This window comes from Sphaerisporangium sp. NPDC049457 (genome assembly GCF_055586705.1).
This window is the reverse complement of record NZ_JBVJHR010000001.1, coordinates 76,437-94,642: the sequence shown is the minus strand read 5'-3', so window position 1 is coordinate 94,642 and position 18,206 is coordinate 76,437. Positions and strand designations below refer to the sequence as shown.

The following is an 18,206-nucleotide window of genomic DNA, read 5'->3' as shown; positions in this document are numbered from 1 at the left end:
AGGCGGTCGCGGCCCCAGGCGGTCGCGCCGCGCCGCGGTCAGAAGGTGGCGATCGGGTTGACCGGGCTGCCGGACGTGCCGGCGAAGCGGACCGGCGCGACCGCCAGCTGGAAGTCCCACTGGCCGAGCCCGGCGGCCGTCGCCGCGCACGCCTCCAGGTCGCAGTTGTCGAGCATCCACAGACCCATCGCGACAAGGCTCACGGCGTGCACCGGCATCAGCACCTCTGGGTACCCCGACGGCAGAACGTCCTGCGGGGTGTCGGCGCCGATCAGCGCGACCTCCCGTTCGTGCAGCCACGGCAGGCAGGACGCGTGCCACCCGGCCTGCGCGAAACCGCCGGCCGCACCGGCCTCGTGCCGGGCGCGGCCGCGGCCGGTGCGCAGGAGTACCGCGTCGCCGGAGCGCACCCGCACACCCTGGCGGCGCTCGGCCTCCTCCAGATCGTCGGGATACACCCCCTGCCCCGGTTCCAGCCACGGCACATCGCGGACCCCGGCGACGTCCAGCAGGACACCGCGCGTGACGATGCCGTTCGCCGCCGCCGTGACCGACGCCCACGACGACCCCGTGGCGGCGTCGACCAACGAGTGCGACCGCCCGTTGTACATCGTGCCGTCCCAGTAGATGTGGCACGGCGAGTCGAGGTGGGTGATGGTGTTGCCGTGGAACGTGACGCCGAGCCGCTCGGAGGAGAAGCCCCAGCGCCGGTCGTCGCGGAATCCGGGCGCCGGCATGTTCTCGGCGCCCGGCATGTCGGCGGCGCACGGGCACGTCGTCGTCGACCGCTCCATGTCGTCCGGCACGGCGACCTCCCACGCGCACGACACGCTCCTGCCGTGGCGCACGGCCCGCGCCGCCGCCAGCCGGACGTCGTCGGTGATGTGGTTGAGAGTGCCGAGCTCGTCGTCGTCGCCCCACCGTCCCCAGTTCGACAGCGTGCTGAAGTACCCGAGCACGTCGTCCTGTGCGGGCATCGGCCGCCCTGCCGTCATCCCAGCATCGACTCCTCCGGCCACGTGGTCCAAGGCATCGCAGGCAGGCTATCCCGCCCCGGCTTCCAGGGCGTCTGACACTACCGGGCCAGGCGGTCGAGCCACTCGGTGAGCAGGGCCCGTTCTGCGGGGCTGAGGCGAGGGTCGTCCTGCGGGAGCGCCGCCTGGAGCGCCACCGCGCGCCCGGCCAGGTCGCCTCCGTCGATCGCGTCGGTCCCGTCGGCGCCGTCGGCCTCGTCGCCGCCGGTGGTGATCGCGCCGAGCACGGCCTCCCGGGTCAGGGTGGACAGCTGCGGATCGCGTCGCTCGGGGGCGGTGGCGATCAGGCTGAGCGTGACTCCGACGCCGGCGGCCTGGACCATCGCCACCGCGCGGTCCACCGGCACTCTCAGCCGCCCGGCCGCGGCGATGCGCTCGATGAGGCCGGTGAGGAGCCCTTCCGCCTCGCGGGCGGCCGGTGACTCCGTGGCCGGCCGGGCGTCGCCGTACATCAGCACGTAGAAGGCGGGACGCGCGAGGCCGAAGCCGATGTGCAGATCCCAGCCGCGGCGCAGGTCGGTCACCGGATCCCCGGACCGCTCCAGCGAGAGCTTGGTCGACAGGTACTCCTCGAACCCGTAGGCGGCGACGGCGTCCAGCAGGCCTTCCTTGTCGCCGAACAGCCGGTACAGCGTAGGAGCCTGGACGCCGGCCGCCGCGCCGACCGCGCGCGTGGAGACCGCCTCTCTGCCTCTCTCGGAAAGCAGGTCGGCGGCGGCGCGCAGGACGCGCTCTCTGGTGCTGAGCGTCTCGACGGACATGAAACAAAGCTAACAGATATGAGGTAGCGCCGCTAAGGTAGCGGTGATATCTTCGTATCGTTAGCAACGTAACCAGTCACACGATTGGACGCACGTCATGCGCACCCGCACCCTTGGCACGACCGGGCCGGCCGTCTCCGAGCTCGGCCTCGGCCTGATGGGCATGTCCGATTTGTATGGACCGGCCGACGCGGCCGAGTCGATCGCGACCGTCCACGCCGCCCTCGACGCCGGCATCACCCTGATGGACACCGGCGACTTCTACGGCATGGGCCACAACGAGATGCTGCTGCGCGACGCGCTCGCCGGACGCGCCCGCGAGCGGGCCGTCATCAGCGTGAAGTTCGGCGCCCTGCGCGACCCCGGCGGCGGCTGGGCGGGCTACGACGGCCGGCCGGCCGCCGTCAAGAACTTTCTCGCCTACACCCTGCGCCGCCTCGGCACCGACCACATCGACGTCTACCGTCCCGCCCGGCTCGACCCGCAGGTCCCCGTCGAGGAGACCGTCGGCGCCATCGCCGAGATGGTGCAGGCCGGGTACGTGCGGCACATCGGCCTGTCGGAGGTCGGGGCCGAGACCCTGCGGCGCGCGCACGCGGTGCACCCGATCTGCGACCTGCAGATCGAGTACTCCCTGCTGTCCCGGGGCATCGAGCAGGAGATTCTGCCGACCGCGCGCAAGCTCGGCGTCGGCATAACCGCCTACGGCGTGCTGTCCAGGGGTCTGCTGAGCGGGCACTGGCGTCCCGACCGGGAGATGGCGGCGGGCGACTTCCGCGGCATGAGCCCGCGCTTCCAGGCGGAGAACCTCCAGCGCAACCTCGACCTGGTCGAGTCGCTGCGCCGCGTCGCCGAGGCCAAGGGGGCCACCGTCGCGCAGATCGCGGTGGCCTGGGTCGCCGCCCAGGGCGACGACATCATCCCGCTCATCGGCGCCCGCCGCCGCGACCGCCTGGCCGAGTCCCTGGCCGCCGCCGACCTGACGCTCGATGCCGACGACCTCGCGGAGATCGAGCGGGCCGTCCCCGCCGGCGCCGCCTCCGGCGACCGGTACGCCACATCCCAGATGCGCCACCTCGACAGCGAGACGCCGGGCGACGCGTCCTGATCCGGCACGCCGCGTCCGGCGGAGCCGCTTTCCGTGCCGCGCAGGCCGCTCCGCCGGACAGCGGGCCACACCCCTCCGAGGAGGACGGCGCCCCGCCCCGCAACGCCCCCGAGGGCGCGGGGCGCCGGAACACGGAAGACCCCGCCAGGTGCACCTGGCGGGGTCTTCCTTCTACGTGTGCGAACCGGTGTGCGGGTCGCCTCTCGGCGAAAGGCTCAACGCGGCTCCAGCCGAACGGTAATCCGCGAAGGCAATAGGTGAGGCCCGGGGACACCGGACACACCGGTCACGACTCATGTAACCACGTCCCCGGCATTGTTGTTCCCGCCTCGCCCGAGAATTCTGGACGGGCGCGGCCGCCCGGACAGGCCGGCCGTCAGCGGGCCGCGCGGCTCAGCGGGCCGAGCGTTCAGGAGCGTGGGCCTTGCGGGCGGGGCGTCAGCGGGCGGCGACGCTGGAGATGAGGGCGCGGGGGTCGGCGGCGCCGGCGAGGACGCCGTCCGGCCGGACGTCGATGAGGTGGGCGTGCCCGAACGAACCCCCGTACGGCAGTTCCTGGACCAGGTGGCCCCGACCGGCCAGCCCGTCCGACCAGGGCGCGCCCTGCTCGACGTCCAGGGACGCCTCGTCGGGCTCGCTCCAGGCGTCGAAGCCGGTGACGCCGGGACCGAGCCGCCAGCGCGGGGCGTCGATGGCCTCCCCGGGAGACTGGCCGGCGGCGAGCAGACGGGTCAGCACCTGCAGCAGGATCTGCGGCTGGGAGTCGCCTCCCATCGTGCCGGCGACCGTGCGCAGGGAGCCGTCGGGCCGGGTGACCAGGACGGGGGCGAGCGTGTGCGGCGGGCGGCGTCCCGGCCCGTACTCGGCGGGGTGGCCGGCGGCCAGCGAGAAGCCGAGACCGCGGTTGTGCAGGTTGATGCCGGTCGCCGGTTCGAAGAGCATGCTGCCGAAGCCGGCGGCGTTCGACTGGATGAGCGAGACGCCCATGCCGGCGGCGTCCACGACGCACAGGTAGGTGGTGTCGCCCGGCGCGACGAGGTCGCGCAGCCGGGCCCGGCGGGCCGGGTCGACGCCGGCGCGGCGGGCGTCCGCGGAGGCGAGCACGGCGTCCACCGAGGCGCCGTCGAACAGCACGTCGGGACGGTCGTGCCCGGCCGCCCTGGCCGCCTCGGCGAGCAGGTGCGCCCACAGCGGGTCGGCCGGGTCGGCGGGCAGGTCGAGCCCGTCGGCGATGGCGAGGGCCAGGAGCACCAGGTAGCCCTGCGAGTTCGGCGGGATGGTCCACACGTCGTGCCCGAAGGCGCGGGCGCGGAGCGGGCGCACCCAGTCGGCGTTCACGCGGGCCAGGTCGGACTCGTCGTACTCCCCCGCCGCTGAGCCGCCGACCGCCGCGTCCCGGCCGAGGGCGAGGAGGCCCTCGCCGAACTCGCCCAGGTAGAAGCCGTCACGCCCGCCGGACGCGAGCGCTCGCAGCGCCCGGGCGACGCCGGGCCGCCGGATGAGGGCGCCGGGCTCCAGCGGGCCGCGGACGCCGGGGAGCACGCCGGCCGCCGGGGCGAGCGCCGGACCGGCCGGGAAGCCCTCCTCGGCGTACCGGGCGGCGGGGGCGAGCAGGTCGCCGAGCGGCAGCCGCCCGTACCTCGCGTGCAGGGCGAGCCATCCGTCGGCGCACCCGGGCACCGGGACCGACCGGATGTCGTGCTGGAACGGCATCCGCTCATGCCCCTCGGCGCGCAGGCGGCCGGGGTCGGCGCCGGAGCCGGACCGGCCGGAGGCGTTCAGCGCCGTGGGCGCGCCGTCGCCGTCGTGGACGAGGGCGAACAGGTCGCCGCCGAGGCCGCAGGCGTTCGGGGCGGTGACGGCCAGCACGGCATTGGCCGCGATCGCGGCGTCCGCCGCCGAGCCGCCCCGGTCGAGCACGGCCAGCCCCGTCCCGGAGGCGAGATGATCGATGGTGCAGACCATCCCGGACGTCGCGAACCTGGTGTGCGCCATCCCCGAACTGTACGGCCCGCCTCCGTCCCGGCATCGTCCGGGCACCGCATCCCGTTCCGTCACCGCATCCCGTTCCGTCACCGCGCCTGTTCCCGTTCGTCCGGTCGCGCCGTCAGTGGTGGTGGACGGCGTCGGGGTGGCGGGGGTCCGCGGGATGCTCGTAGCCCGGGCGCAGGCGCACCTTCTCCGCGTACCGCCGCTCCAGCCACCCGGCGAAGCACTGCTCGGCCGCGACCGAGGTCAGCTCGTCCGCGATGCCGTTCCGCACCGCCTCGTACGGCAGCGGGCCGCCCGGCTCGACGCGGTCCACCCGCAGGGTCCACGGCCCGCCGGGGCCTTCGACGGGGCCGACGGTCTCGCCCTCGGCCGCTGCGAAGACCGCGTCTCCCAGCGGACCGGTCAGCTCGTCCCGCCGCATCGGCCCGAGCGGCGACGCCCGCCCCCCGTCGACCCGGCTGACGTGCCGCGTCTCCGGGCGGGTGTAGCGGTCGAGGTTGCGCTCGTAGTAGGGGCGCCGGTCCTTCTCCGGCACCCGGACGCCGGCCGTGACCGCGTCGCGCAGCGCCCTGGCCAGCGGCATGGCGACCGTCACGGCGGCGACGACGCCGCCGGTGCGCAGCGCGGCCGGCAGGGTGAGCGCGGGCGCGCGCCGGCCGCCGTCGCCGGGGCCGGCGATGCCGAGGGCGGCGGCCTCCTGCTCGACCAGGGCCTCGGTCACCAGCACCTGGACCAGCCAGCGGCGCAGGTTGCGTCCCTCGGCGGTGTGCGGGCGCGGCAGGCGCGAGGCCAGCGGCCCCGCGCGCAGCTCCGCCTCCCGCGCGTCGACGTGCGCGACCGGTACGGCCTGCCCGCCCACCTCCGCGGCGACGGCCGCCGCGGAGGTCATGACGTTCCGGCCCGCCGTCACCGGACCTCGATGCGGACGGCCTCGGTGTAGTGGAGGCGGCCGGCGGAGGCGAGCTTGACGACGGCCCACCAGCGGCCGGGACGGGCGCCGGGCGGGGCCTGGACGTCGAAGCGGAGCAGCGCCTCACCCCGCGCGGGGACGACCACGCCGGTGTTCCACTCGGGCACCAGCTCGAAGGTGTGCCAAGGGCTGATGAGCTGCGCCTGGACGGACACCTCCGTAGCGGCGTCGGAGCGCAGCAGCACCTCGACCGCGCCGGAGGCGGCGGCGGGGTCGCCGGGGACGAGCCGCACGACGGGCGTCCGGAGCGAGACGTCCAGGACGGCGTCCGGGACGTCGCCGACGCGCAGCCGGGCCACGTCCTCGTAGGTCTGCCCGCCGTGGGCGAGACGGGCGCGCAGCCAGTACTCGCCGGGCTCGGCGCCGGCCGGCGGCGTCACCCGCACCGGGAAGGCGGCGTGCCCGCCGGGCGGCAGCGCGTACGGCCGCTCGGCGGGCTCGCAGGTCCAGCCCTCGGGCGCGACGAGGGTGACGACGCCGCCGGCCTCGCCCTCGGTCAGCCCGGAGGCGACCGTCACCTCCAGCTCGACGGCGCCGGACACCGGCGCGCCGGCCGCGGACAGGTGGACGGCCACGGGCACGTTGCCGATGGGCGCGGGGCCGGTGTTGTTCAGCCAGTAACGGGTGTAGACCGGCTGGTACGGCTCGGCCTCCGGCCCGAGGGAGACGCCAGGCCCGCCCGCGGCGTCCCGTCCGACGGCGTCCCGTCCGGCGAGCGGGGCGGTGAGGGTGGCGATCTCCATGGGAGCCAGCGGGAAGGCTCCGAGGTCCAGCGCGATCAGCGGGCGTTCGAGCAGGTCGGCGCGGTGGGCGCCGTCGAGGGGCAGGACGGTGCTCACCGTGCTCGCTGTGCTCACGCGGGCGGTGACGTGCCGGCCCGCCGCCTCGTACAGCCGCAGGGTGACGCCCTCGACCCGCTCGCCGGCCGGGCGGCCGGAGGCGAGAGGGTTGCCCGCGGCCTTCAGGGCGGCGAGCACGACGTCCCCGGCGGGCTCGACCGAAAGCAGGGAGGTCGTGGCGGGCAGTTCGCCGTCGTGCGCGGGCGAGGGCAGCGCGGCCAGCGGGTGGTTGACGTCGTGCCCCTGGCGCACCAGCCCCGCCTGACGCCAGTCCCCGGCCCCGGTGACCAGGGAGTACTCGAAGGAGTGCGTCCAGTGCTGCAACTGGAAGTTCGACCCGTCGGGGGCGGTGCGGCGCGGCGGGTCGATCCAGACGCCGGACGGCCAGCCGGTGCACGAGCGCAGCAGCGACAGATGAAGGGCGCCGCTCGCGTCGACGGCGAAGCCGGGGATGCCGCGGTTGACCACGCCGATGCTGTAGTCGTCCAGCGCGGGCTCGGTGAGGACGGCCAGTTCGGCGGGCTGGGCGACCTCAATGACCGCGTCGTCCAGGTCGGCGGCCAGCTCCGCGGCGGCGCCCTCGCCGGCGACGATGAGCACCGGGAGCGCGCGCGGTCCGGTGAGGTCGGCGCTCGGCACCCACACCTTCTCCAGCGGCTCGGCGGCGGGGACCCACACGCGCGCCCGCCCGTCCGCGGCGAGGCGCTCGCGCAGCAGTTCGGCGTACGCCGGCTCGGCGGCCGCGAGTACCTGGGCGACGAACGGGTTCTCCTCCGGCGTGCCGAGCGCGACCCGCACGTCGGGCAGGTTGGAGTCGACGCCGAGGTCGCCGTACCGGGGGCCGGAGCCGCTGGAGCAGGTGGCGGTGACGCCCTTGCGGACCAGCGCCACGGCAAGCTCGCGCGGCTCGCCACCGATGATCTCGGCGATGCCGATGGCCCGCTCGCCGATCGGGGCGCCGTCCTCGCCGCGCAGCGCGACCCTGGCGGTGGAGGACAGCGCGAACCAGGTGCCCGCGGGGTTGTCCAGCGTCCAGGGGTGCTCGCCGGAGTCGACGTCGATGAGGCCGAAGCCGCGGCCGACGACGGCGTCGCCGACCTCGCTGACCGGCAGCGCGCCGGGGACGCGGGCGGGCCAGCGCAGCCGGACGAGCTGGTCCTCGCCCTCCCACTCGTCCAGGTGGGTGACGCAGTCGACGCGGTCGAGGCCGTGCCACAGCGTCACCACCTGGGTGTAGGCGGCGGGCCCGACGCGGCCGGTGACGGTGACCCGCTCGCCGAGGGCGCAGGTCTCGACGGCGACCGACGTCGCGGGACGCCCGGCCGAGCCGGTGGCGGTGCCCTTGGGCACCAGGTGCCAGGGGCCTTCGTGGAACTCGGGGTGCGCCGGGTACTCGTCGTGCACGACCAGCTCGTTGCCGACCCGGCCGGGCTGGAGCAGCTCGCGGTCGCGGGCGACATCGTAGAACCGGGACACGCAGCCGCCGCGCGCCGGGTCGACCTCGACCAGGTGGGTGGCGGTGGAGATGACCGTGCCCTCGCGGGCGGTCCACCCGGCGGCGGGGGCGGGCTCGGCGACCGCCTCGGCCCGCAGGGTGAGACAGCCGACGGACGGCACGTCCCGGGCGAGCACGACGACGTCCACGGCCAGCAGGCTGCCGTCCTCGTGGTGCTCGGCGTTCTCCAGCAGCACCGGCAGCTCGCCGGACCGCGGGTCGGTGACGCGCACGCCCAGCGCGCCGGGCCCGGGCAGCGGCAGTCGTACGCGGACCAGGTCGGTGCGAGCCCACGAGGACGGGTTCCACACCACCACGGCGGTGCCGTCGCCGCGGGTGTCCACGCGGGCGGTCAGCTCGCCGAGCGAGGCGGCGAGCACGTCGCGGCCGAGGTCGTGGGCCTCGCGCCAGCCGGTGAGCAGGTCCAGGTACACCTGGTCGGACTCGGATCCGGTGATCGCGTCGTGGTGGGCGCCGAAGATGAGCTGCCGCCACGCCTTGTCCAGCGCGGCGTGCGGATAGCGGGCGCCGGTGGCGGCGGAGGCCAGGGTGGCGAACTTCTCGGCGTCGGAGACCAGCGACTCGGCGGACCGCTGGGCCTGCTTGGTGTCGACGAAGGAGACGTCCTTGCCGGTGTAGATCGGGTTCATGTCCCGGGTCTGCGGCGAGGCCTCGGCGAGCGTGGAGCGCACGGCGGCGAAGAACTCCTTGGGCAGCCCGACGACGAACCTCGGCGAGACGTACCGGGCGTTCCAGTCGCGGTGGATCTGGGTGACCCACTTGTTCGGCGGGGTGTAGTCGCTGCCGATGGGCAGCAGCAGGTTGCGCGTCGCCGCGACCCTCTTCAGCCGGACGAACAGCTCGTACACGGCCTGCTCGGCGGTGGCCAGGTCGGCGGAGGAGTCCATCCACCAGCCGGCGCTGTAGTGCGCGGGCATGTAGTGGGTGAGCACGCCCTTGCCCGACGGCGACAGCCACTCGAACTCGGCGGGGAACTGCATGGTGTCCGGGTCGCCCCAGCCGTCGCGTTCGCGGTCGCGGCCGGTGAGCATCGGCCCCCACTGGTGGTACGGGCCGCGCGCCCAGGAGCTGGAGGTGAGCCCCGCCTCGGCGATCAGCCCGGGGAACTGCGGGTCGTGCCCGAACACGTCGAGCTGCCAGGCGGTGGCCGGGTCGCCGCCCATGACGTCGCGCTGGAACCCGACGCCGTGGACGATGTTGCGGATCGTCGACTCGGCCGAGGTGAGGTTGGTGTTGGGCTCGTTGTAGGTGCCGCCCAGCAGTTCGACGCGGCCCTCGGCGAGCAGCCTGCGCAGGTGGGCGCGGTCCTCGGGGTGGGCGTCCCAGTAGGGCTTGAGGTAGTCGACCTCGGCCAGCACGAACTTGAAGTCGGGGTCGCGGCGCGCGGTGTCGAGGTACTCGCGCATCAGGTCGAACCCGGCCTTCTGCCCGTCCCACCGGAACTCCTGGGAGACCGGGCCGGCGTCGTCCCAGGTGGTGGTGTACGCGGCCTGGGTGTTCCACCACACCGGGTCGTAGTGGAAGTGCGGCACCATCCACACCGTCCAGCCCGGTTCGGCCACCACCAGCTCGCCGGACGCGACGGCGTCCCCGCCCGGCTCGTCCCCGCCCGGCTCGTTCGCGACCGGCACGTCGCCGGTCGGGCCGGAGACCGTCACCGCGATGGGGACGCGCGTGCCCGGCGCGGCGCCTGCGGACACCGCGACCTCGGCCGGGCGGGCGGCCGTCCGGGCGGCGCCGGCCACGCCGGGGCCGGTGACGCGGACCTCGATCTCACCCGGCGGTCCGTCGACGTGGACGCGGACGACCTGCCCGGCCTCGACGAAGAGCTCGGTGGATTCCACGCTGGTGATACGCAAGGGTCAACCCTTCACTGATCCGGCGAAGCTGAACGAACCGGCGAGATATTTGTTCACGGCGACGTACAGGACGACGGCCGGCGCGGTGTAGATGATCGAGAAGGCCGCCAGCTCCCCGTAGGCGACCTGGCCGTACTGCGAGAAGAAGGTGTAGATCGTGACGGCCGCCGGCTGCTTCTCCGGCGTGTCGAGCAGGACGAAGGGGACGAAGAAATTCCCCCACTGGCCGACGAAGACGAAGATCGCGACGACGGCGACCCCCGGCGCCATGAGCGGCCCGACGACGCGGGCCAGCGACTGCACCCATCCGGCTCCGTCGACCCAGGCGGCCTCCTCCAGGCTGACCGGGACGCCGTCCATGAAGTTCTTCATCATCCAGATGGAGAACGGCAGCGAGCTCGCCGTCAGGAACAGCACCATGGCCGGGATCGACCCGTACAGGTTGAACCGGAAGAACATGCTGTACACCGGAACCATGATCGCCGTCACCGGCAGGCCGGTGGTGAACAGCAGCGTCAGCATGAAGTGGCGCTTGAAGCGCAGCTTGTACCGGGACAGCGGATAGGCCGCGAGGCCCGAGACCAGCACGGTGAGCAGCGCGGTGCCGCCGGAGATGACGATCGAGTTGAGTACCGGCCGGTAGACGGTCTCCCAGGTGAGCACGGCGCTGAAGTTGCGCAGCGAGAAGTTCCAGCTCGGCTTGGCGGTGAGGCCGGCCTCCGGCTGTACGGAGGCGAGCACCACCCACAGGAACGGGCCTGCGAAGGCGAGGGTGATCACGGCGAGCGACACCAGCGCCGCCGTGCGGGCGGCCACGCGGGTCATGGGCGCTCCTTGATCAGGCGCAGGTACACCAGGGAGAACAACGCGCCGATGACGAGCATCACCAGGGCCATCGCACTGCCGTACCCGATCTCGAAGTAGCGGAAGGCCTGCTCGTACATGTACAGCGGCGTGGTCTGGCTGGCCGTGCCCGGCCCGCCGCCGGTGAGCGCGTAGATCAGGCCGAAGCTCGCCAGCGTCTGGAGCGTGATGAGCATGAGGTTGGACATGATCGAGCGGCGGATCAGCGGGAGGGTGATGTGCACCAGCCTGCTCCAGCCGCTCGCCCCGTCCACCGCGGCGGCCTCCAGCAGGTCTGCGGGCACGTCCGACAGCGCCGCCGAGTAGACCAGCATCGAGAACGCGGTGCCGCGCCAGACGTTGGCCAGGATGATCGCGATCATCGGCGCCGTGAACAGCCAGTCCTGCGAGAGTCCGAGAACGCCGAGCAGTTCGTTCAGCGTGCCCTCCTCCGACAGGAACGAGTACCAGCACGCCGCCGCGACCACCTCGGGCACCACCCAGGCCGCGATCACCACGCCGTTCACCACGCTGCGCACCGTCCGCCCGCGCCCGCGCTGGAGCAGCGCGATTACCAGGCCGAGGGTGTTCTGCCCGATGACGGCCGAGCCGATCACGAACACGAACGTGAGCAGGAACGAGTTGCGGAAGTCCTCGTCGCCGAACATCTTGGCGAAGTTGGCGAAGCCGACGAACCGCGAGTTCACCGACGCGGCGCCGGTGAGCGTCTCGTTGGTGAAGGCGATGTAGACGCTCCACAGGATGGGCCCGGCCATGAAGACCACCAGCAGGACCAGCGCGGGCAGCAGGGGCAGCAGCCGGCGCGGGTTCCCGCCGGCCGGCCGGTCCGGCTCCCCCTTGTGCAGGGAGCCGGACGGCCGGGACGGGGTCACGGTGGCGGCGGTCATGAGCCGGCGAGCACCTTGTCCGGTCCGCCGACGACGCCGGGCAGCGCGTCGGCGTACGCCTTGGCCGCCGCCTCGGGGGTCTTGGAGCCGGTCGTCATGGCCTCCATGGCCTTCTGCACCTCGGCCGAGACCTTGGGGTACACCTCGTAGGCGGGCCGGTAGTGGGTGACGGAGGCCAGGTCGGTCCAGAACTTCACCGCAGGGTTGTCGGCCGAGTACGACGGGTCGGCGGCCACGTCCTTGCGGGGAGCGAGGTCGCCGGAGCCCACGGAGTAGGTCAGCGTGTTCTTCTTGTTGGTGACCACGCTGATGAAGTCGAAGGCGTCCTTCTTGTCCTTGGCGTAGGAGCTCATCGCCATGACCCAGCCGCCGGACATGCTGACCGCGCCGGGAGCCTCGCCGTTCTGCGTCGGCATGGGGGTCCAGCCGATCTTCTCGGTCCACTGCGGCCACGGCTTGGAGCCGGTCGGCTTCCACGCCGAGGAGACCCACGCGCCGTCCAGGTCGATGCCGAGCCTGCCGTTCGGGAACCACTCCATGGTGATCTTGTCGTACAGCTTGGTGCTGAACGCGTCGGCCTGCTTCGGGCCGAGGTTCTCCCGGTAGATCGTGTTGATGAAGCCGAGCGAGTCGGTGATGCCCTTGCCGGTGGCCACCCACTTCTTCTGCGTGTCGTCGTACAGCGTGCCGCCCGGGGTGCCGTAGAGCAGCATCTCGAAGCCCTGCATCGTGGCGGCCTCGCCGTGCGGCTTGGTCGAGTACATGCTGAACGGGATCGCGTCCGGCGCCTTCTGCTTGATGGCGCGGGCCGCGCTCAGCACGTCCGCCCAGGTCTTGGGCTCCCACGGCACCGGCAGGCCCGCCTTGGCGAACACGTCCTTGCTGTACCACAGGCCGCGGGTGTCGGTGCTGATCGGCACCCCGTAGATCTTGCCGTCGGGGCCCTTGGCGGCCTGCTGGACCGCCTCGGAGTACTGGGCGCTCCAGTCGGGCCACGACTTCAGGTAGTCGTCCAGCGGTGCCAGCTTCCCGGCGGCGACGTCCGCGTTGACCTGGAAGGTGTCGTGCAGGTACACGTCCGGGGCGGAGTCGGCCGAGCGGTTCAGCAGGGCGAGCTTGGTGTAGTACACCTCGTTGTTGCCCTGCACCGCGGTCAGCTTGATCGTCACGCCCTTGTGCGCGGCCTCGTAGTCCGTCTTGGCCTGCTTGAGCACCTTGTCCATGTGCGGCCAGGTGGGCTCCATCTTGTACAGGACCTCGATCTCCTTGGCCCCGCTCGCGCCCTGCTGCGGGCTCTCGCCTCCGCAGGCGGCGGCGGTGGCGGCGATCGCGACCACCGCCATCGAGGCAACCATCGCTCGTCTCATCGGACTCCTTCTCCGGCCTGCGGCCGCCATGAGGGCACGACGCGGGGCCCCGATCCCCGCACCAGGAGCGGCCGGCCGACAAGTCGTTTCGGCCGTGTTTCCTTGGGTGACGAGTAGTTAAATCTTTTTGATTTACTAAGTCAACGGTCTGTGCGATATTGCCCGAGAGAGATCCAGAGGACGCCGGGAGCCGCACATGCAGATGGGCACCAACCTGCCGAAGGTAGGCAGCTACAACCGCGCCGTCGTCCTCGAGGCGATCCAGGTGTCCGACGGCATCAGCCGCGTCCAGATCGCCGAGCGCAGCGGGCTGACGGCGCAGACCGTCTCCGTCATCGTCCGCAGGCTGCTGGAGGACGGGCTGGTCGTGGAGGACGGCTCGCTGCCCTCCAGCGGCGGCAAACCGCGCACCATCCTGCGCGTCGACCCGGCCGCCGGGTACGCCGTCGGCATCCACTTCGACCCCGGCGAGCTGTCCTACGTCCTGGCCGACCTCGCCGGGCAGCCGGTCACCATGCGGCGCGACGCCATACGTCCCGGCCTGGCGCCCGACGCCGTCATCCGGCAGATGGCGCGCACGGCCCGCGACATGCTGCGGCGCGCGGGCGTCCCCGACGACAAGGTGCTCGGCATCGGCCTGGCCTGCCCCGGCCCGCTGGACGCCGACGGCGTGATGAGCTTCCCGCCCCGCCTGACCGGCTGGGACCACGTGCCGATCAAGCGCCTGCTGGAGGAGCACACCGGCTTCCCGGTCACCTTCGACAACGACGCCGCGGCGGCGGCCATCGGCGAGCGGTGGGCCGGCTCGGCCCGCGCGACGGCCAGCTTCGCCTACCTGTACCTGGGCACCGGCATCGGCGGCGGCCTCTTCCTTGACAACCAGATCTACCGCGGCCGCTCGCTCAACGCCGCCGAGTTCGGCCACATCACCGTGATGCCCGACGGGCCCGACTGCTACTGCGGCAACCGCGGCTGCATCGAGGCCCTGTGCTGCCCGAGCGCCATAGAGGCCACCGTGCGCACCCGCCTCGCCCAAGGCGAACCCAGCACGCTCACCACCCACGCCCAAGGCGTGAAGAAGGCCCCCGCCACCCCGGCCCGAGCCCCAGAGGGCACCTCCGCCCACTTACCCACCGCGGACTCCCCCGCCCCCACCCCCACCTCCCCCGACGCCCACGCCTCGGCCGCCTCCCTCTCCTCCCCCGACCACGCGGCGATCTGCGCGGCGGCCGCGGCCGGCGACCCGCTCGCGCTGAGCGTCATCCGCGAGGTCGCCGAACGGCTCGCGGCCGCCGCCGTGAGCATCGTCAACGTGCTGGACATCGACCTGCTCGTACTGGGCGGGCCCGCCATGCACGACGTCGGGCACATCTACCACGAGGCCATCGCCGACGCCGTGGCCAGCCGCCCGCTGGCCCGCCGGCTCCACCAGGTGGAGGTGGTCACCTCCCCGATCGCCGCCGACGCCGCGGCGATCGGCGCCGCCTCGCTGGTCTTCCACGCCACCTACGCCCCCCGGCTCGGCGCCCTGCTGACCTCGTGACACACTCATCCCCTGACGCCACCGCGCCGTCCGCGCCGTCCGCCCAGGCCGCACGCACCGGCCTCCCGCGTACCGGACCGGCGCCGGGCCGCCGATCCCCGACCCGAGCGACGAGGAACCCATGACTTCGTACGTGCTGTCCGCCGACATCGGCGGCACGAAGCTGGCCGCGGCCCTGGTCGGCAAGGACGGGACGGTGCTCCGCAGGGGTGAGGTGCCGACCCCGGCCGCGCCGCCCGGCCACCCCGGCGTGGTGAGCGACGCCCTGGTCGGACTGCTCCGCGACGTCGCCGGCGAGGTGCCGCCCCTGGCCGTGGGCGTGGCGTCCGCCGGTCCGCTCGACCCGCAGGCGGGCACGGTGAGCCCGGTGAACATCCCGGCCTGGCGGCACTTCCCGCTGCTCGCCCGGGTGGCCGACGCCGTGCCCGGAGCCCCGTGCCACCTGTTCGGCGACGCCGTGGCGGCGGCCACCGGAGAGCACTGGCGCGGCGCGGGCCGCGAGGCCGGCGCCATGCTCGGCATCGTCGTCTCCACCGGCATCGGCGGCGGGCTCGTCCTGAACGGCGCCCCGTACACCGGGCCGACCGGCAACGCCGGGCACATCGGTCACATCGTGGTGGACCCCGCCGGCGAGCCCTGCCCGTGCGGCGCGGTCGGCTGCGTCGAGACGATCGCGAGCGGCCCGTCGATGGTCCGCTGGGCCACCCGGCAAGGTTGGCGGGGCGCCGACGCCCGCGAGCTCGCGCGCGCGGCGTCCGAGGACGACCCGGTGGCGCTGGCCGCCTTCGACCGCGCGGCTGACGCGCTCGCCATGGCGATCCTCGCGGTGGCCACGGTCTGCGACCTGGACCAGGTGGTCGTCGGCGGCGGCGTCGCCGCGGCGGGCGAGGTCCTGTTCGCCCCGCTGCGCCGCGCGGTCTCCGAACGAGCGGGCCTTGAGTTCGTCCGCCGCCTCCGCGTCACCCCCGCCGCCCTCGGCCGCGACGCCGGCCTGGTAGGCGCCGCCCGCATGGCCCTGCTGTCCTCCCCCCGGACCACCTGACCACACCAACGATTTCCGCCGATACCACGGACGCCGCGGCGGCGCGGAAACAGAGATGCGCGAATCCTGAGCCGGTCCGGCGTCCGCGGGTATTGGCATACCTGTGGTGGCCGCCTGGCGCGGCGCGGAAAGGCCGTGAATCCAGGCGACGGTGAAATCCGCACCGGTACCGCCAGGCCGGAGATTCACAGCGAAACGCCGGGACCAGAGCGTCTCAGCGATTTTCGCCGTCTTCCCCCGCCCGGGTAAGTCCGGTCTCGGCCGCCCACCACTCCGACGGGGACGGTGGCCGGGAGCCGGTCACCGTCCCCTGGGAATTGCCGGGTTCATGCGTCCGACGGGTCGACGGTGGGGGTTGGGGCCGGGGTGGTGGGAGCTGAGGTGGCGGTGGGGGCGACGGTGGCGGTCGGGGCCGAGGTGGGCGGGACGGTGGTGGTCGTGGGGGTTGGGGTGGGTTGAGTAGTGGGGGTGGAGGTGGGCGCCGGGGGGTCTGGGCGCTCGCTGGGGAAGTCCTTGCAGGCGGGGTCGGCCTTGATCAGGTCGCGCTGGTCCTGGATGGCCTGCTCGGTCTCCTGACGCTCGATCTCGGTGATCCGCGCCGTCTCCTCCAGCGACTCCAGTTGCTCGACGCCGAATCCGCCCGGCGCGGTCTTGGCCTTCTCGTAGGCCTCCTTGGCGGCCGCCTCCAGTTTCTTGCGGTTCGCCAGTTGGTCGATGAGCCGGTTCAGCTCCAGGGCCATCGCCTCGCAGGACTGCTTCGGCCTCGCTCCCTTGTTCAGCTGGCAGCTCGCCTCGGCGTACTTCGCGTCGGTCAGCTCGATGTCCAGCTTCGCCAGGTCCGTCTCGGCCTTGCGGAAATCGTCGCGGGAACCCACGCCCTTGGCGAGGGCCTCGGCCGCCCGGTCGTACCTCTTCGCGGAGAACTCGCGCCTGATCTGGGCCTTCTTCACCCGGAGCGCCTCGACCTTGCAGATCGCGGGGTCGACCTTGACGGCCGGGTATGGATCTTTCGGCGGTGACGGTGCGGCCACCGCCATCGTCGCGCCCACCGCCCCCGCTGCGAGGAGCAGGGCGGCGAGCAGTGCCGCGACCTTGGTGACGAGCTTCATGCGGACCCCCTTCTCGGTTCGCGCGTCCGGCTCTCCAGCCGGCACGGTCCTTATTCGTCCGCCGAACCGATTGGGATTGGTGCGTGAGTCTCCGCTCCCGGAGGCGTGTGGCGCCGAAGCCGTCGTCCGGGCGCCCTTGGCGGGTGCGGCGGCGCCGGGGGGAAGGGGTGTGGCCGGTCGCCCGTGCCGCCAGGTCGATAAGTCGCTATAAAGCCTGCCATTTATTGATTTTCAGTGAGCCTGCGATGCTTTTTATGCCTGATAATAACTCCATGGCGCATCGGCCCGAATGCCGGGTACGGCCGGAAGCGGCCAGCGATATTGTGGAAGCGGTCGCGGCGGCACACACTCGGTGGCGAGAAGGCCTGTCCCCAGCTTTTGGAGCCACAATGGACCGATCCGTAATCGCAATTCACGGGCGCAGGAAAACGGTGCTCCGGCGCCTCGCGTCCGCCGCCGTCGCGGTGCTCGCCGTGGCATTCCTCGGCGTGCCGTCGGCCACCGCCCTCGCGCTGCCGACGCCGAAAGCTCTGACCGCCTTCCTCGACATGGAATGCTTCAAGACCAATCCGTACCAGCCGCCGGCCACCACGCTCACGCTGCGGCACATGAACCCCGTGCTCAGCGCCCTGCCGACCGAGACCGTCACCCTCGGCCAGCGCGAGCAGCTGTGCGTCCCGGTCGCCAAGAACAACCAGACGCCGCCGTCGCCCGCGCTCGACTTCATCAGGTACATCGACCTGTCCTGCTACAAGATCTCCGGAATCACGGTGAACACGGGTCTGGTGCTCAGCCACCTCAACCCCCTGTTCCAGAACCTGCCGCGCACGCAGATAGCCATGACCACCCCGCAACAGCTGTGCGTTCCGGTCATCAAGAACAACGTGGTGCCGCCCGCCGACGTGCTGTCGCTGGTCCGCCACATCGACCTCAAGTGCTACGCCATCACCCCGAACACCCCGCTGAACCAGCAGCTGTCGCTGCGCCAGCTCAACCCCGTGCTGACTCCGATGATCCCGACGCACGGCGCGCAGGTCCTCTATGCCCGCCAGCTGTGCGTCCCGGTGTTCAAGGCCGGCGACAACATGCCGAGCGAAGTGTTCAACATCGTGCGGTGGATCGACCTGGAGAAGTTCGACCTCGCCACCCCGGCCCTGCCCACGGTCTCGCTGACCCTGCGGCACATCAACCCCGTGCTCGCCGGCCTGCCGGCCGAGCAGGCCGTCCTCACCGGCGCGAGCCAGCTGGCCCTGCCGGTCGCCAAGAACGGCAATTTCCCGCCGAGCTGATTCCCGTTCCCCCGAGCCCCTCCGCC

At 72.9% G+C, this 18,206-nt stretch carries 13 protein-coding genes; 4 read left to right on the top strand and 9 right to left on the bottom strand.

Going from position 1 to position 18,206, the window contains the following annotated elements:
• Positions 1-38 precede the first annotated feature (38 nt).
• Both ACZ6QO_RS00420 and ACZ6QO_RS00415 read right to left on the bottom strand, forming a co-directional pair.
• Positions 39-995 carry a cyclase family protein gene (locus ACZ6QO_RS00420; protein WP_465846239.1) on the bottom strand — a complete coding sequence of 319 codons (957 nt, stop codon included), beginning with the start codon at positions 993-995 and terminating at the stop codon, positions 39-41.
• An 80-nt stretch (positions 996-1,075) separates the two neighbouring features.
• Positions 1,076-1,795, bottom strand: a complete 720-nt coding sequence (locus tag ACZ6QO_RS00415; RefSeq protein WP_465846237.1) for a TetR/AcrR family transcriptional regulator — start codon at positions 1,793-1,795, stop codon at positions 1,076-1,078.
• A 97-nt stretch (positions 1,796-1,892) separates the two neighbouring features.
• On the opposite strand from ACZ6QO_RS00415, the gene ACZ6QO_RS00410 reads away from it, so the two are divergent.
• Positions 1,893-2,903 carry an aldo/keto reductase gene (locus tag ACZ6QO_RS00410; protein ID WP_465846235.1) on the top strand — a complete coding sequence of 337 codons (1,011 nt, stop codon included), beginning with the start codon at positions 1,893-1,895 and terminating at the stop codon, positions 2,901-2,903.
• A gap of 438 nt (positions 2,904-3,341) precedes the next feature.
• Here ACZ6QO_RS00410 and ACZ6QO_RS00405 read toward each other — a convergent pair whose 3' ends face one another.
• The 6 genes from ACZ6QO_RS00405 to ACZ6QO_RS00380 form a co-directional block, all read right to left on the bottom strand.
• Positions 3,342-4,898, bottom strand: a complete 1,557-nt coding sequence (locus ACZ6QO_RS00405; RefSeq protein WP_465846233.1) for a gamma-glutamyltransferase family protein — start codon at positions 4,896-4,898, stop codon at positions 3,342-3,344.
• A gap of 112 nt (positions 4,899-5,010) precedes the next feature.
• Positions 5,011-5,805, bottom strand: a complete 795-nt coding sequence (locus ACZ6QO_RS00400; protein WP_465846232.1) for a DUF7158 domain-containing protein — start codon at positions 5,803-5,805, stop codon at positions 5,011-5,013.
• A complete protein-coding gene (locus tag ACZ6QO_RS00395) occupies positions 5,802-10,079 on the bottom strand; it encodes a glycoside hydrolase family 38 N-terminal domain-containing protein (RefSeq protein ID WP_465846231.1) in 4,278 nt (1,425 codons plus the stop codon). Before ACZ6QO_RS00395 ends, ACZ6QO_RS00400 begins: the two co-directional genes overlap by 4 nt.
• A gap of 3 nt (positions 10,080-10,082) precedes the next feature.
• Positions 10,083-10,904, bottom strand: coding sequence for a carbohydrate ABC transporter permease (locus tag ACZ6QO_RS00390; protein WP_465846230.1), 822 nt, complete (start codon positions 10,902-10,904; stop codon positions 10,083-10,085).
• Entirely contained in the window at positions 10,901-11,830 is a 930-nt protein-coding gene (locus tag ACZ6QO_RS00385) for a carbohydrate ABC transporter permease (RefSeq protein ID WP_465846229.1), read from the bottom strand. The genes ACZ6QO_RS00390 and ACZ6QO_RS00385 overlap by 4 nt, the downstream gene beginning before the upstream one ends.
• Positions 11,827-13,197, bottom strand: a complete 1,371-nt coding sequence (locus ACZ6QO_RS00380) for an extracellular solute-binding protein (RefSeq protein ID WP_465846227.1) — start codon at positions 13,195-13,197, stop codon at positions 11,827-11,829. The genes ACZ6QO_RS00385 and ACZ6QO_RS00380 overlap by 4 nt, the downstream gene beginning before the upstream one ends.
• A gap of 196 nt (positions 13,198-13,393) precedes the next feature.
• Between ACZ6QO_RS00380 and ACZ6QO_RS00375 the strand changes: the two genes are divergently transcribed.
• Positions 13,394-14,740, top strand: coding sequence for an ROK family transcriptional regulator (locus ACZ6QO_RS00375; RefSeq protein WP_465846225.1), 1,347 nt, complete (start codon positions 13,394-13,396; stop codon positions 14,738-14,740).
• A 121-nt stretch (positions 14,741-14,861) separates the two neighbouring features.
• Positions 14,862-15,782 (top strand): ROK family protein, encoded by a 921-nt coding sequence (locus ACZ6QO_RS00370; protein ID WP_465846223.1) that lies wholly within the window; start codon positions 14,862-14,864, stop codon positions 15,780-15,782.
• A 326-nt stretch (positions 15,783-16,108) separates the two neighbouring features.
• On the opposite strand, the gene ACZ6QO_RS00365 is transcribed toward ACZ6QO_RS00370, so the two are convergent.
• On the bottom strand, positions 16,109-16,891 hold the full coding sequence (locus ACZ6QO_RS00365; RefSeq protein WP_465846221.1) for a hypothetical protein: 783 nt from the start codon (positions 16,889-16,891) through the stop codon (positions 16,109-16,111).
• A 431-nt stretch (positions 16,892-17,322) separates the two neighbouring features.
• On the opposite strand from ACZ6QO_RS00365, the gene ACZ6QO_RS00360 reads away from it, so the two are divergent.
• A complete protein-coding gene (locus ACZ6QO_RS00360; protein WP_465846219.1) occupies positions 17,323-18,180 on the top strand; it encodes a hypothetical protein in 858 nt (285 codons plus the stop codon).
• Positions 18,181-18,206 lie beyond the last annotated feature (26 nt).

Coding starts and splice junctions, on each gene's coding strand:
- ACZ6QO_RS00385 (WP_465846229.1), bottom strand. CDS start 11,830: ATGACCGCCGCCACCGTGACCCCGTCCCGGCCGTCCGGCTCCCTGCAC.
- ACZ6QO_RS00365 (WP_465846221.1), bottom strand. CDS start 16,891: ATGAAGCTCGTCACCAAGGTCGCGGCACTGCTCGCCGCCCTGCTCCTC.
- ACZ6QO_RS00415 (WP_465846237.1), bottom strand. CDS start 1,795: ATGTCCGTCGAGACGCTCAGCACCAGAGAGCGCGTCCTGCGCGCCGCC.
- ACZ6QO_RS00370 (WP_465846223.1), top strand. CDS start 14,862: ATGACTTCGTACGTGCTGTCCGCCGACATCGGCGGCACGAAGCTGGCC.
- ACZ6QO_RS00420 (WP_465846239.1), bottom strand. CDS start 995: ATGACGGCAGGGCGGCCGATGCCCGCACAGGACGACGTGCTCGGGTAC.
- ACZ6QO_RS00380 (WP_465846227.1), bottom strand. CDS start 13,197: ATGAGACGAGCGATGGTTGCCTCGATGGCGGTGGTCGCGATCGCCGCC.
- ACZ6QO_RS00375 (WP_465846225.1), top strand. CDS start 13,394: ATGCAGATGGGCACCAACCTGCCGAAGGTAGGCAGCTACAACCGCGCC.
- ACZ6QO_RS00405 (WP_465846233.1), bottom strand. CDS start 4,898: ATGGCGCACACCAGGTTCGCGACGTCCGGGATGGTCTGCACCATCGAT.
- ACZ6QO_RS00410 (WP_465846235.1), top strand. CDS start 1,893: ATGCGCACCCGCACCCTTGGCACGACCGGGCCGGCCGTCTCCGAGCTC.
- ACZ6QO_RS00390 (WP_465846230.1), bottom strand. CDS start 10,904: ATGACCCGCGTGGCCGCCCGCACGGCGGCGCTGGTGTCGCTCGCCGTG.